We start from the raw sequence: 14,366 nt of genomic DNA, 5'->3' as shown, positions 1-14,366 counted from the left end.
TCAGGCTTGGTTAGCATGCACTGGTGGCAACCACTGAGAGCGGCGCCAAACACGTCGGCTGGCCGTCGCGGCTGACCAAGGCCCGGCTGCATTTCGTATCGGGTAAGGGCGGCACCGGCAAGTCCACCGTCGCTGCGGCCCTGGCCCTGGCCTTGGCGGCCGGCGGCCGCAAGGTGCTGCTGGTCGAGGTCGAGGAGCGCCAGGGCATCGCGCAGCTGTTCGACGTGCCGCCGCTGCCGTACGAGGAGGTCAAGGTCGCCACGGCCGACGGAGGCGGTCAGGTCAACGCACTCGCGATCGACATCGAGGCCGCGTTCCTGGAATACCTCGACATGTTCTACAACCTCGGGCTGGCCGGCCGGGCGATGCGCCGCATCGGGGCCATCGAGTTCGCCACCACCATCGCGCCGGGTCTGCGCGACGTGCTGCTCACCGGCAAGATCAAAGAGATCGTGACACGGACCGCCAAGGACGCCAAGGGCAAGCGCGGCGTCTATGACGCTGTGGTGGTGGATTCTCCTCCCACCGGCCGTATTTCGCGGTTCCTGGATGTCACCAAGGCGGTCTCCGACCTGGCCAAGGGCGGCCCGGTGCACTCCCAGGCCGATGGCGTGGTCAAGCTGCTGCACTCCGAGCAGACCGCCATTCACCTGGTGACGCTGCTGGAGGCACTTCCGATCCAGGAGACGCTGGAGGCGATCGACGAGCTCACCGAGATGGGCCTGCCGATCGGGAGCGTCATCGTCAACCGCAACATCCCGGCCTACCTACCCGCCGAGGATCTGGCCAAGGCCGCCGAGGGCGACATCGACGCCGATGCCGTCCGCGCCGACCTGGAAAAGGCTGGAATCACCTTGGCGGACAACGACTTCGCCGGCCTGCTCACCGAATCGATCCAGCATGCCACCCGGATCGCGGCCCGCGCCGAGAGTGCCGAACTACTCGACGCCATCGATGTACCCCGCCTGGAGCTGCCGGCGCTGGCCGACGGTGTCGATCTGGGCAGCCTGTATGAACTCGCCGAAGCACTCGAACAGCAGGGGGTCCGATAGTGAGCACGAAACCGCCCACCCTTGACATGCACGCCATCCTGTCCGACACCGCCAACCGCGTCGTAGTCTGTTGCGGCGCAGGCGGAGTCGGCAAAACCACCACCGCGGCCGCGATGGCGCTGCGGGCCGCCGAATACGGCCGCACCGTCGTGGTGCTCACCATCGATCCGGCCAAGCGGCTGGCCCAGGCGCTGGGCATCAAGGATCTCGGCAACACCCCGCAGCGGGTCCCGCTGGCTCCCGAGGTCACCGGTGAACTGCACGCGATGATGCTGGACATGCGCCGCACCTTCGACGAGATGGTGGTGCAGTACTCCGGGTCGGACCGCGCCGACAGCATTCTGGAGAACCAGTTCTACCAAACCGTGGCGACGTCGCTGGCGGGCACGCAGGAGTACATGGCGATGGAGAAACTCGGCCAGTTGCTGGCCGAGGACAAGTGGGATCTGGTGGTGGTGGACACCCCGCCGTCGCGCAACGCCCTGGACTTCCTCGACGCGCCGAAGCGGTTGGGCAGCTTCATGGACAGCCGGCTGTGGCGGATGCTGCTGGCGCCGGGACGCGGCATCGGGCGGTTGGTCACCGGCGCCGTCGGGCTGGCCATGAAGGCCCTGTCCACCGTACTGGGGTCGCAAATGCTTTCCGACGCGGCAGGTTTCGTGCAGTCACTGGATGCCACGTTCGGCGGGTTCCGCGAGAAGGCCGACCGCACCTACGAATTGCTCAAGCGGCGCGGCACCCAGTTCGTGGTGGTGTCGGCAGCCGAGCCTGATGCCCTGCGTGAGGCTTCGTTCTTCGTCGATCGGCTGTCGACCGAGCACATGCCGCTGGCCGGGCTGATCCTCAACCGCACCCACCCCACGCTGTGCGATCTGCATGCCGAGAAGGCCGAGGAAGCCGCTGACGAGTTGGCGGCGCAGGATCCGGAATCGCTGACCGCAGCAGTGCTGCGCATCCACGCCGAGCGGGCACACACCGCCAAGCGTGAGATCCGACTGCTGTCGCGGTTCACCGGCGCCAACCCGCATGTGGCGATCGTCGGCGTGCCGTCGCTGCCGTTCGATGTATCCGATCTCGAAGCGCTGCGGGCGATCGCCGATCAGATCACCGGAGAAGCGGCCGACGCCGCCTGACCGGCATCCTCCAGATATCGGCGGATCTCGTTGCCCAGCAGCCCCATCGCCTCCAGACAGGGATCGCGATGGTCCTCACCCCAGGCCCAGTTCGCCAGGACGGCGTAGCCCACCCGGCGCCCGCTCGCAGGGTGCCCGACGCATCCGATGTCGATGCGCGCATCGGAGATGGTCCCGGTCTTGTTCCAGAGTTCGAAGCCGGCGTCGGGCTCGGTGTGGGCCAGTGGGTCCAGGCCGAATGCCCGCGCCACCATGGACAGATCGGTGTTGACGCCGAGCCATCGCCGCACCCGCTCGGACGCCGCGGCGCCGTGGATGTCACCCGCGTGCAGACGTCCGACGAAGTCGCACAGTTCTGCGGCGCTGCCCGTTGAGAGGGTGAGCGGATCATCCTGGGATCGGTTCAGCCGCACCCGGTCCCGCAACCCGCTGGCGGTGAACCCGAGGTCGCGGGTGGCGCGCTGCACCTCGTCGAGCCCCAGCCGGCGAAGCAGCATGTTGGTGGCCATGTTGTCGCTGACCGCACCGATCAGCAGGCATAGGTCATCGATCCGGTGGTCCTGCTGCCGCAGGAGATAGAGGATGCCGGAATCCGCCACCTGGTCCTCGGCTGTGGCGGCGACGACTTCACCGGGGTTCAGGGTCACGTCGTCGAACCGGCGTGCCACCTCGGCCAGCAGGAAGACCTTCCCCACACTCGCCGTCTTGAGCACGCGGTCCGGAGTGTGCTCCCACAAGGTCTGGCCGGTGTTGAGGTCCGTGACGCGGGCCGACCAGGTCGCCGCGCCGGCCAGCCAGGACGAGGCCCGGGAGAAGAAGCCGCTCATGCCAGTTCGGCGACCTCGGCGTCGACGGGCACCCGCCCGAACCGCTTGCGCAGGACGTAGGCCACCACGACCACGACGAGGCTAACCACGCTGGCCAGCAGCTGGACGCGCTGATCGACGTCGAAGAGCATGGCCAGCAGCACCAGGACGAAACACGCGATCACCACGATGGTCAGATACGGGAAGAACCACATCTTCAGCGTCAGCTTGGACGGGTCTTCACGTTCGATGGCCCGGCGTACCCGCAGTTCGGAGATGCCGATCATGACGTACATGAAGATCGCGACCACGCCGCACGAGTTCACCAGGAACAGGAACAGTGAATCGGGAGCGATGTAGGCGAGCACCACGGAGATCCAGCCGATGACCGTGCTGGCCAGTACGGCCCGAGTCGGTACGCCGCGGGAGTTGGTGCGCACCAACCACTCCGGCGCGTCGCCGTGTGACGCGAGGACCCGCAGCATGCGCGAGGACGTGTAGATCGAAGAGTTCAGCACCGAGAGCACCGCGGTGAGGATGACGAAGTTCATGATCGCGCCGGCACCGGGAATCTCCAGTTTGTCCAGCGCGGCCACATACGGGCTGGACAGCACGGATGCGTCGTTCCACGGCAGGATGCACACGACGAGGAAGATCGACCCGACGTAGAACAGGATGATCCGCCAGATGACTCCGGTGGTGGCCCTGGCCACCGACTTCGCCGGCTCGGCGCTCTCCGCGGCTGCGATGGTGACGATTTCGGCTCCACCGAAGGCGAAGATCACCACCACCACGGCGCCCAGGATCGCCCCGACGCCGTTGGGCGCGAAGCCGCCGTGGGACACCAGATTGCTCAGTCCGCTGGTATCGCCCGGCCACAACCCCAGGACCCACAGCAAGCCCAGCACGATGAAGGACACGATGGCGGCGACCTTGATGCCGGAGAACCAGAACTCGAATTCACCGAACCACCGCACCGAGATCAGGTTGGTCACGGTCATCACGGCCATCAACAGCATGGCCATGATCCACAGCGGCAAACCGACCCAGACGGACAGGATCTTCGCCCCGGCAACGGCTTCCACCGCGATGATGATCACGTAGTAGTACCAGTACAACCAGCCGAGGGTGAAGCCCGCCCAGGGCCCGATGCCCATCCGGGCGTAGTCGGCGAACGCACCGGTCCGCGGCTTTGCGACCACCATCTCGCCCAGCATGCGCAGGGTGCACAACACCAGCGCGCCGGCCAGAACGTAGGACAGGATCGCGGCGGGGCCGGCGGTCTTGATGACCGCACCGCTACCGACGAACAGCCCGGCTCCGATGGCACCGCCGATCGCGATCATCGTCATGTGTCGCGTTTTCAGCGACCTGGCCAGGCCGGAGCGGGGTTCGTCGGTAGAGGACGACTGGGATGTCGATTCGAGCATGTGGGCGGTCGCAATCAGTCGGAGGGTCAGGCGGACGGGAGCAGAGGCAGCGGCACAAGAGACGGTTCTCCGGCCTCGGTGACGATCTGTTCGATCGTCTGGGCCCGACGGGCAAGCGACCAGCGTCGGTCGCCCTCGGCGTCGGTCCCCACGGTGTACACCGCGGGTCGGGGCAGCGCGTTGTACGAGAAGTGAGTGGAGAAGTAGTAGCCGCCGGTATCCGGAACAGCCACCAGGTCTCCCCCGCGAATGAACGGCAATTCGCGGCCGACGGCCATCATGTCACCGGAGAAGCAGGCGGGCCCGGCCACATCCTGTACCCGCATACCGTCGTCGCGGCGCCGCCCCTGCCGGTCGTAGATCTCGACCCGCAACGGCCACGCCTCGGGCGCGAAGATCGTACGGGTGGCCACCTGCACACCGGCGTGGGTGATGGCGATCGGCCGGCCGCCGGTGACTTTCGTGTACTCGACCCGGGCGACGATGGTGCCGGCCTTGGCCGTCAGCGCCCGTCCGAACTCGGTCACCAAGGCGTACGTGCCGTCGAACAGTTGCGGTACCGCAGCCTCCAACGCGGCGCGGTGATCGGCGAAACTTGGTGTGATGTCGTCGGATTCGAAGTTGACCGGCAATCCTCCGCCGATGTCGATCCGCTGAATCTGCCGGAAGCCGACCCGTGCGGTGATCTCGGCGGCGAGCTCGGCCACCAGCCGTACGCCCTCGGCGGCGTGCGCGAGGCTCATCCCCTGCGATCCGCTGTGCACGTGCAGCTGGGTCAACCACGGCCGGTCCGCGAAGGCGTCGACGATTTCGTCGCGATGGTCGGCCAGCCCGATCCCGAACTTGGAGGTGGTGGTGGCCGTGCTCATGGCGCCGATGGTGCCGGCGCCGGTCTGGGGATTCAGCCTCATCCCGATCACCGACCGATGCCCAGCCGCCCGGGCGATCGTCTGATCGACCCGCGTCAGCTCCTCGAAGTTGTCGATGTTGAACGACACCCCCAGCGCGAGCGCCCGCTCTATCTCCGTCGTGGTCTTGGCCGGAGAGTCGAACACGATGCGTTCTGCCGGGAAGCCCGCGGCCAGCGCCAGCTCGAGCTCACCGGGGCTGGCCACCTCGCATCCGAATCCCGCCTGGGCGAACCGCGCGAGCACCGGGCGCAGGGTGATGGCCTTGGCCGCGATGGTGTGCAGTGCCGGCATGCTCGACGGGTAGGCCTCGGTCAGCGACCGCATCAGTTCATCGAGGGTGTCCAGGTCGATGACTCCGCACATCGGGTGCAGGTCGCCGATGAATCCCTGCCGAACCACACCGGCCACGATTTCGCCGCGCCGGTGCAGGAGCGTGTCCGGATCCGGCAGTGGTTGCCCGGTACGCAGTGGTGCATCAATCACAGATAAACCCTATGAATACAGCCCATGGTGGGGAGAGCCATGCGGGCTGAGGAATTCCGCGCGGATCTTCGTCGGATTCGGAGGAAGCCCCCGAGACCCTGATGGCGGTATCTCCGAAATGCACTAACCGGATCCGCGATTCTTGTCGATGTCGACGGGCGGGCGGGCGGCGCGGACCTCACCGCGTCGTTCCCACACCAGCAGCCCCAGGGACGCGCGGAGGCGGGCTGCCGCCGAGTGCAGGTCGATACCGGAGACCACACGGATCCGGTCCAGTCGGTACCGCAGCGAATTGGCGTGGATGCCCAGGTCCCGGGCCGCCCCGCTCAGATTGCCCGGGTGGTCGAGCACGGCCGCGACGGTGTCGATGAACGCGGTGCCGTGATCGGTGTCGTGCCGGCGCAGGGCAGACAGCGGTTCGGTGATCGTGTCGGTCATCGGATCGAGCAGATCGGCCGCCCGAACCAGGGTCAGCGCGTCCTGCACGTCGGCAGCGGTGAGCACAGGCCGCTGGTCGCGCGGCTGTTGCGCGACGCTGAGTGCGGCTGCGTCGAGGACCTGACGGGCGACGATTGCGGAATTCCGCAAGTAGGCGATGGCGTCGACGACGGGACCGACCGCGACCGGGCCGGCGTGGGCAGCCGAAACCCGGGTCAAATGCCTCGACAGGCTGTCGGCCAGATCCGCCTCGGCGGACTCGTCGTCCAGCACCGGCAGCACGACGAACAGATCGTCCCCGACCCGCGCCGTCCGGGCGCCGGCCCGCAGGGCCTGAACATGGAACATCAGGGAGCGCGACGCGGGAGTATCGGACCCCAGCGCGACCACGGTGTGTCTGCTGTCCGGTTGCAGCCCGAGCAACGCCGCCGGGACTCCGGGGTCCACCCCGCGCGATAGCAGGTCGACCAGAGCCGACTCCTGGAGTCGGCGTTCGTATTGGTCGCGGTGGACTTCTCGCAGCATCATCGCCGCGGCGGTCTGACGCACCTGCAGCAGCAGCTGCCGTAGTTCTTCGCGATCGGTGTCGTCGTCCAACGCCGCCCAGATCGTGCCGAGCGTTTCGGTGCCGGATTTCATCGCGACCACCATGCGGGCCGGGTCGTCATCCTCGGCATTGCGCACGACCACGTCATCGGATCGCCAGACCGCGGGCAGGAATCCGGTGGACATCAGCCGCTCGACCCGCCAGGCGGGTACCGCGCCACCCAGGATCGTCTGGTTTCGGATCGGGTCGACACCCGGCCCGACGACGGCATACGCCAGGACTCTGGAATCCAGGTCCTCGATCGTCACCGGAGCGCCGGTCTGGCTGCTGATCCACCGGGCCAGAGCCTGCAAGTTGTCCACCTGCGGGGCCGGGCTGACGATGCGGCCCGCACCGAGCAGCCGGACCAGGACCCGGAACAGCTCGCTCCAGCCCACCCATGGTGAACGCCGGAACAGTCTGGTGGAGTGGCTGGGCAACATCGACACGTCGGTTGTCGCGTCGGGTGGAAGCACAACGGCCGCAGCGGTTCCCACCTCATCGAGCAACGACCCGAGCGCGAAGCGGTCCTCGACGCGAGTGCTGACGAACACGATGGTGCCGCTGTAGTCCGCCGGGGTGCCGGGCTCATGCAGGGCGACGTCGCTCAACAACGGATCGTCGCCGGTTTCCGCCGCAGGCAGCGGTATCAGCATGCCGGCGGCACCAGAAACCATCGCCGACAACGGAAGAACGCTGGCAGGCTCACTCACTGCTGCTGATTACCATGTGCCACAACCGAAAACACTACCGTCGGCTGCATTTTGGCGCGCGCGGGCCGAGTGAGCCCGCGTAAGGACACGGAGGCTAGACCGCGCTGCGGTGGTGCTTGCGCTGGGCGGCGAAGAACTCGGACCAGGAGATGACTTCGGGATGCTGCTTGAGCAGGGCACGACGCTGACGTTCTGTCATGCCGCCCCAAACTCCGAATTCCACGCGGTTGTCCAGTGCATCTGCACCGCATTCGAGGATCACGGGGCAGTGCCTGCAGATCACCGCGGCCTTGCGCTGAGCTGCACCGCGAACGAACAACTCGTCCGGATCGGCCTGGCGGCATCTCGCCTGGGAAACCCAGGCGATCCGGGCTTCCCCCTCGCCTCGGTGAACCAGGTTGGCGGCTGGGGCGGAAGCGTTCATCTTGTCTGCGACAGTTCGTGTACCTGACACCAGCGATCCCTTCGTTCCAGCCATCTCCCCAGACGGCGGGCCTTGAACCTCCCGGTGTAGAGCGCCTCTGCGATCTACGCCACATTGCGCCAGCCCGTGTAACCTGGATCGCACTGTGTGTCCAAGCTAGGTGGTCAGAGGGTATTAACGCAACAGTTTGCGACCCACTTTTTTGGGACGGCCGTGCCGTCTAGCCGGAGTCGTGGCCCTCTGAGGTGTTTCTGCAGGCAAGCGGGATATGACGGTGGCCCCGCTCGCGAGAAGGCCGCCTCAGCGAGATAGTTACTCTGTACCCATGCCGGAGCAGCCGACACGACCGCCCGCGCAGCCACCCCAAGCGGTCACCATCATCAAACTCGCCTGGTGCTGCCTGTTGGCCAGCGTGTTGGTGGCCACGTTCATGTTCCCCCTCGTGGGTGGATTCGGCCTGATGTCCAACCGGGCCTCCGATGTGGTGGCCAACGGCTCGGCCGCCCTGGTGGACGGCGAGGTTCCGCAGGTCTCGACGATGGTCGACGCCAAGGGCAACACGATCGCCTGGCTGTATTCACAGCGCCGCTTCGAGGTGCCCACCGACCAGATCGCCAACACCATGAAGCTCGCCCTGGTCTCGATCGAGGACAAGCGGTTCGCCGAACACAACGGCGTGGACTGGCAGGGCACGCTGACCGGCCTGACCGGATATATGAGCGGCGACATGGACACCCGCGGCGGTTCGACGATCGAGCAGCAGTACGTGAAGAACTACCAACTTCTCGTCGTCGCCCAGACCGATGCCGAGCGCCGCGCCGCGATCGAGACCACTCCGGCCCGCAAACTGCGCGAGATCCGGATGGCGCTCACGCTGGACAAGACGTTCACCAAGCCCGAGATCCTGACCCGCTATCTCAACCTGGTCTCGTTCGGTAGCGGCGCGTTCGGCGTTCAGGACGCCGCCCAGACCTATTTCGGTGTCAATGCCTCGGAGCTGAATTGGCAGCAGGCCGCCCTGCTCGCCGGCATGGTGCAGTCCACCAGCGCGCTCAATCCCTACACCAACCCGGACGGTGCCCTGGCTCGGCGGAACCTGGTGCTGGACACCATGATCGACAACATCCCTCAGGAAGCCGAGGCGCTGCGGGCCGCCAAGCAGCAGCCGCTGGGCATCCTGCCGCAGCCCAACGAGCTCCCGCGCGGCTGCATCGCCGCCGGTGACCGGGCGTTCTTCTGCGATTACGCGCTGGAGTATCTGGCCCGCGCCGGGCTGTCCAAGGAGCAGGTCGCCAAGGGCGGTTATCTGATCAAGACCACGCTGGACCCGGACGTGCAGGGCACGGTGAAGTCGGCGATCGACAGCATCGCCCGGCCGGATACCCCCGGCGTCGCCAGCGTCATGAGCGTGATCAAGCCCGGTAAGGAATCTCATCCGGTCCTGGCGATGGGCAGCAATCGCACGTACGGCCTGAACACCGACGCCGGCGAGACCATGCAGCCGCAGCCGTTCTCACTCGTCGGCGACGGCGCCGGGTCGATCTTCAAGATCTTCACCACGGCCGCGGCCATGGACATGGGAATGGGCATCAACACTCAGCTGCAGGTGCCTCCGTTCTTTCAGGCCAAGGGGCTGGGCAGTAGCGACACCCCGGGATGCCCGAAGGAAACCTGGTGTGTGAAGAACGCCGGCGGCTACCGAGGCTCGATGAGCGTCACCGATGCCCTGGCCACCTCGCCGAACACCGCATTCGCCAAGCTCATCTCGCAGATCGGCGTGCAGCGGTCGGTCGACATGGCGGTCAAGCTGGGGCTGCGGTCCTACGCGTTGCCCGGCACCGCCCGCGACTACGACCCGGAGAGCAACGAAAGCCTCGCCGACTTCGTCAAACGCCAGAACATCGGCTCGTTCACCCTGGGCCCCATCGAGGTCAACGCACTCGAGTTGTCGAATGTGGCGGCCACGTTGGCCTCGGGCGGGACCTGGTGCCCGCCCAACCCGATCGCCCAGGTACTCGACCGGCGCGGCAATGAGGTGTCGGTGACCACCGAGACGTGCGATCAGGCAGTGCCCGAGGGCCTGGCCAACACCCTGGCCAATGCCATGAGCAAGGACGACCAGGCCGGCGGTACCGCCTCCGGTTCGGCCGGTTCGGTGGGCTGGGACCTGCCCATGTCGGGCAAGACCGGCACCACCGAGGCGCACCGCTCGTCGGGCTTCCTGGGCTTCACCAACCAGTACGCCGCGGCCAACTACATCTATGACGACTCCACCACCCCGGGCGAGCTGTGCTCGTTCCCGCTGCGCCAGTGCGGCGACGGCAATCTGTTCGGCGGTAACGAGCCGGCCCGTACGTGGTTCACGGCGCTGAAGCCGATCGCCAACAACTTCGGCCCGGTCGCCCTGCCGCCGACCGACCCGCGCTACGTCGACGGCGGGCCGGGTTCGGTGGTGCCGACCGTGACCGGACTGGATGAGACGGCCGCGCGCCTGCGGCTCAAGGAGTCCGGATTCCAGGTGGCCGACGGTTCCGCCTCGGTCAACAGCAGCTCGCGCGCCGGCACCGTGGTCGGGACCGCTCCCAGCGGGCAGACGATTCCCGGCTCGATCATCACCATCCAGATCAGCAACGGCATCCCGCCGGCCCCGCCGCCGCCCGAATTCCCGTTCCCGATGCCAGGTGGTCCGCCGCCCGAGATCGGCCAGACGGTGGTCGAAATCCCGGGTCTGCCGCCGATCACCGTTCCGGTGCTCGGGCCTCCACCGCCCCCGTGATGAGCGGTTCGCAGTAGGCTTGCCTGCATGTCAGTGAAGAAGGCAGCTGCCGTCACCGCCGGTTCGCTGGTTGCCGGAATCGGCTACGCGTCCCTCATCGAGCGCAATGCGTTCGTACTGCGGGAAGCGACCATGCCGGTACTGGCGCCGGGCTCCTCACCCCTGCGGGTGCTGCACCTTTCCGATCTGCATATGCGTCCCAACCAGCGTCGCAAGCAGGCCTGGCTGCGTGATCTCGCGCGCCTCGAGCCCGATCTGGTGGTGAACACCGGCGACAACCTGGCCCACCCGAAGGCCGTGCCTGCCGTGGTCCAGTCATTGACCGACCTGCTGTCGGCGCCCGGCCTGTTCGTGTTCGGCAGCAACGACTATTTCGCACCGCGGCTGAAGAACCCGCTGAACTACGTCACCAATCCGCAGCACCGGACGCACGGTGAGCCGCTGCCGTGGCAGGACCTGCGCGCGGCGTTCACCGAGCGCGGCTGGCTCGACATGACCCACATCCGTCGCGACGTCGAGGTGGCCGGGCTGCACATCTCGGTGGCCGGCGTCGACGATCCTCATCTCAAGCGCGACCGCTACGACACCATCGCCGGCCGGGCCAACGGTGCGGCGAATCTGACGTTGGGTCTCACCCACTCCCCCGAACCGCGGGTGCTGGATCGCTTCGCCGCCGACGGCTATCAGCTGGTGCTGGCCGGGCACACCCACGGCGGGCAGCTGTGCCTGCCGTTCTACGGGGCCATCGTGACCAACTGCGAGCTGGACCGGTCCCGGGCCAAGGGCGCCTCGAAGTGGGGATCGCACATGCAGCTGCATGTGTCGGCGGGCATCGGCACGTCGCCGTTCGCGCCCGTGCGGTTCTGCTGCCGCCCGGAGGCCACGCTGCTGACGCTGGTCGCAGCGCCGACCGGTGGCGGGCACGTCGGGATCAGGGCCGGGCAATCCAGCCCGACCGTCTCGGCCCGTTGAGCGAAGCGGGCTGTACCGCGTCGCGGCCCCGGCCACGCCGGTGGGTCGACAACGCGGTGCGGCTGATCGAGGCTGATTCCAAGCGCAGCGCCGACACCCACCTGTTGCGGTATCCGCTGCCCACCAGATGGCGCGAGGAAGTGGACGTCGCGCTGTACCTCAAGGACGAGTCCACCCACATCACCGGCAGCCTCAAGCACCGGCTGGCCCGTTCCCTGTTCCTGTACGGGTTGTGCAACGGCTGGATCGGTGAGGGCACCACGATCATCGAGGCGTCCTCGGGGTCGACGGCGGTGTCGGAGGCGTACTTCGCAGCGCTGCTCGGTCTGCCGTTCATCGCCGTGGTGCCGGCCTCGACGAGCGGTTCGAAGATCGCGCTGATCGAAGCCCAGGGCGGCCGTTGCCATTTCGTCGCCGAGTCGTCGCAGGTGTATGCCGAGGCGCATCGGTTGGCCGAGGAGACCGGCGGGCACTATCTGGACCAGTTCACCAATGCCGAGCGGGCCACCGACTGGCGCGGCAACAACAACATCGCCGAGTCGATCTATGAGCAGATGCGCCTGGAGCCGCATCCGGTCCCGGAGTGGATCGTGGTGGGGGCCGGCACCGGCGGCACGAGCGCAACGATCGGCCGCTACATCCGCTACCGCAGACATGCCACGCAGTTGTGTGTCGTCGACCCGGAGAATTCGGCGTTCTTCCCCGGCTTCTCGCAGGGCCGCGATGACGTCGTGACGGGCGCGTCCTCACGTATCGAGGGCATCGGCAGGCCGCGGGTCGAGCCGTCGTTCCTGCCGGGTGTGGTCGATCAGATGATTGCCGTCCCCGACGGCGGGTCGGTGGCAGCGGCCCATCACGCGAGCCGCGTGCTGGGACGCCGGGTCGGTCCGTCGACCGGGACCAACCTGTGGGGCGCGTTCCAGCTGCTGGCCGAGATGATCGCGCACGGCCGCAGCGGGTCGGTGGTGACCCTGCTGGCCGACAGCGGTGACCGCTACGCGGATACCTACTTCGATGCGGACTGGCTCAGCGCCCAGGGGCTGGACACCTCGGAGTCCGCGGCGGTGCTCTCGGAGTTCGAGCGCTCGGGCAGCTGGTCCTGATCCGTCTCGGCCGTCAGGAACAGCCACAACGCCGCCAGGGCGAAGAACCCTAGGTAGACGGAGGCGCCCAGGACAGTCATGAGTTGTATAACGCCACCCACCCACGCATTCCTTCCCGTTGCCCGCCGTTTTCTACGCCTGGGCTGCGATCCGCGCCGCGCCACAACCCAGAGGTAGAAATCGGCGCAGAGGTGGCCGTTTGGCTTTCGAGGTACCCGGTGCGATAGGCTGTCGAAGCTTCACGCGGGGTGTGGCGCAGCTTGGTAGCGCGCTTCGTTCGGGACGAAGAGGTCGTGGGTTCGAATCCCGCCACCCCGACAGTGCAAGCAAGGCCCAGACCAGAGAAATCCGGTCTGGGCCTTGCTTTTATCCGTGGCCCTTCTTGCCGTGGCCCTTGCCATTCCCATGGCCGTTGCCGTTGCCATTGCCGTTCCCGTTGTTGCCCTGATCCCACTGGTCCTCGGGCACGGTCGGCGTGAACGTCGGGATGCTCGTCGCGGCCGGCACGGTCGGCTCAACAGACGTGGTCACCGGCGTGACGGGCGCACGCTGCGGCGGAGGGTCCGAGATCAACAAGATGGCCCCGAGGATGACACCGGCCAGAAGGCCTGCGGTCAGCAGGGCCATCCGGACGCGGGAGCGACGGGGCGCGGGCGGCGGGGGTGGAGACGGCAGCAGCAGGGTCGCGGGCCGCGCCGGTGGCGCAGCCTGCAGGGCAGCGCGCATCTCGGCGGCATCGGCGAAGCGGTAGGCCGGATCCCGCGCCATAGCGCGTTCCAGCACGCGGATCAGAACCGGATCGACGTCCGGACGCAGCACCCCGATCGGCACCAGCGGCTCCTCCAGAACCGCCCGCATGGTGGCCACGGGGTTGTCGCGTTCGAACGGAAGCCGCCTGGTCAATGCCTCATATCCGAGCACGCCGAGGGCGTACAGATCATCCGACGGCGACGCCGGCCGGCCGGTAATCCGTTGTGGGCTCAGGTAATTCGCGGTGCCGAAGACCATCCCGACTCGGGTGTGGGCGGCCCCGTCGGTCTTGGCGATTCCGAAGTCGGCGAGCTTGGCGGTACCGGACGCGGTGATCAGGACGTTGCCGGGTTTGATGTCGCGGTGCAGGATTCCTGCCTCGTGTGCTGCGGTCAGCGCACCGAGCAGGTCGGCCAGCACCCAGCGCACGCGGTCAGCGGACAGCGGTCCGGCCGCGATCTCCTCGGCCAGGGTGGGCCCGGGCAGCCGCTCCATCACGATGTACGGCGTCCCGCGGTCTTCACCGCTGTCGTGGACCGCGACGATGTTCGGGTGGTTCAGCGCGGCGGCGGCCCGCGCCTCGTTCTCGAACCGCCGACGCGTCACCTCGTCGGCGGCCAGGGCCGGATAGAGCAGTTTGACCGCGACCGGACGCGACAGCCTGGTGTCCCAGCCATCGTGCACCTCGGCCATGCCGCCGCGGCCGAGCACGCCGCGTAGCTCGTAGCGGCCGCCGAGCGCCGCCGTCATATTTCTCCCCTCCGGAAATGGGCTTGCAACCCAGTATCC

At 67.4% G+C, this 14,366-nt stretch carries 11 protein-coding genes and 1 tRNA gene; 6 read left to right on the top strand and 6 right to left on the bottom strand.

Translation table 11 applies throughout. The features are described 5' to 3' along the window. Positions 1 to 20: 20 nt before the first annotated feature. Both bagA and bagB read left to right on the top strand, forming a co-directional pair. Positions 21 to 1,052, top strand: a complete 1,032-nt coding sequence (gene bagA / locus ACZYZ7_RS16925) for an ArsA family ATPase (protein ID WP_450072443.1) — start codon at positions 21 to 23, stop codon at positions 1,050 to 1,052. Further along, positions 1,052 to 2,185, top strand: coding sequence for an ArsA family ATPase (bagB, locus tag ACZYZ7_RS16920; protein WP_450072360.1), 1,134 nt, complete (start codon positions 1,052 to 1,054; stop codon positions 2,183 to 2,185). Before bagA ends, bagB begins: the two co-directional genes overlap by 1 nt. Here the strand turns inward: bagB and ACZYZ7_RS16915 are convergent. The 5 genes from ACZYZ7_RS16915 to ACZYZ7_RS16895 all read right to left on the bottom strand — a co-directional run bounded on the left by ACZYZ7_RS16915 (position 2,152) and on the right by ACZYZ7_RS16895 (position 7,976). Further along, complete coding sequence (locus tag ACZYZ7_RS16915; protein ID WP_450072359.1) at positions 2,152 to 3,012, bottom strand: serine hydrolase; 861 nt, start codon at positions 3,010 to 3,012, stop codon at positions 2,152 to 2,154. The two genes, bagB and ACZYZ7_RS16915, sit on opposite strands and share 34 nt — an antisense overlap. Continuing rightward, positions 3,009 to 4,421: an amino acid permease gene (locus ACZYZ7_RS16910; RefSeq protein ID WP_450072358.1), complete on the bottom strand. Its 1,413-nt coding sequence runs from the start codon at positions 4,419 to 4,421 to the stop codon at positions 3,009 to 3,011. The genes ACZYZ7_RS16915 and ACZYZ7_RS16910 overlap by 4 nt, the downstream gene beginning before the upstream one ends. A 26-nt stretch (positions 4,422 to 4,447) precedes the next feature. After that, entirely contained in the window at positions 4,448 to 5,815 is a 1,368-nt protein-coding gene (locus ACZYZ7_RS16905; protein WP_463741372.1) for a diaminopimelate decarboxylase, read from the bottom strand. Positions 5,816 to 5,938: 123 nt separating this feature from the next. Continuing rightward, positions 5,939 to 7,552, bottom strand: coding sequence for a PucR family transcriptional regulator (locus ACZYZ7_RS16900; protein ID WP_463741371.1), 1,614 nt, complete (start codon positions 7,550 to 7,552; stop codon positions 5,939 to 5,941). A gap of 94 nt (positions 7,553 to 7,646) precedes the next feature. Continuing rightward, the gene (locus ACZYZ7_RS16895) at positions 7,647 to 7,976 is read right to left on the bottom strand and encodes a WhiB family transcriptional regulator (RefSeq protein ID WP_090430830.1); all 330 of its coding nucleotides are present in this window, start codon (positions 7,974 to 7,976) and stop codon (positions 7,647 to 7,649) included. Between the two features lie 325 nt (positions 7,977 to 8,301). Here ACZYZ7_RS16895 and ponA2 point away from each other — a divergent pair, with 325 nt between their 5' ends. The 4 genes from ponA2 to ACZYZ7_RS16875 all read left to right on the top strand — a co-directional run bounded on the left by ponA2 (position 8,302) and on the right by ACZYZ7_RS16875 (position 13,145). Continuing rightward, on the top strand, positions 8,302 to 10,752 hold the full coding sequence (ponA2, locus tag ACZYZ7_RS16890; protein ID WP_450072355.1) for a transglycosylase/D,D-transpeptidase PonA2: 2,451 nt from the start codon (positions 8,302 to 8,304) through the stop codon (positions 10,750 to 10,752). 27 nt (positions 10,753 to 10,779) lie between these two features. Then, complete coding sequence (locus ACZYZ7_RS16885; RefSeq protein WP_450072354.1) at positions 10,780 to 11,724, top strand: metallophosphoesterase; 945 nt, start codon at positions 10,780 to 10,782, stop codon at positions 11,722 to 11,724. Continuing rightward, entirely contained in the window at positions 11,721 to 12,827 is a 1,107-nt protein-coding gene (gene cds1 / locus ACZYZ7_RS16880) for an L-cysteine desulfhydrase Cds1 (RefSeq protein WP_450072353.1), read from the top strand. Before ACZYZ7_RS16885 ends, cds1 begins: the two co-directional genes overlap by 4 nt. Before the next feature lie 244 nt (positions 12,828 to 13,071). After that, positions 13,072 to 13,145: transfer RNA gene (locus ACZYZ7_RS16875), tRNA-Pro, on the top strand. 48 nt (positions 13,146 to 13,193) lie between these two features. Here the strand turns inward: ACZYZ7_RS16875 and ACZYZ7_RS16870 are convergent. Further along, positions 13,194 to 14,327 (bottom strand): serine/threonine-protein kinase, encoded by a 1,134-nt coding sequence (locus ACZYZ7_RS16870; RefSeq protein WP_463741370.1) that lies wholly within the window; start codon positions 14,325 to 14,327, stop codon positions 13,194 to 13,196. Between the last annotated feature and the right edge of the window lie 39 nt (positions 14,328 to 14,366).

The organism is Mycobacterium sp. IDUB_17 (assembly GCF_055419465.1).
The sequence above is the reverse complement of the archived record's forward strand: the minus strand, read 5'-3'. Positions and strand labels throughout refer to the sequence as shown.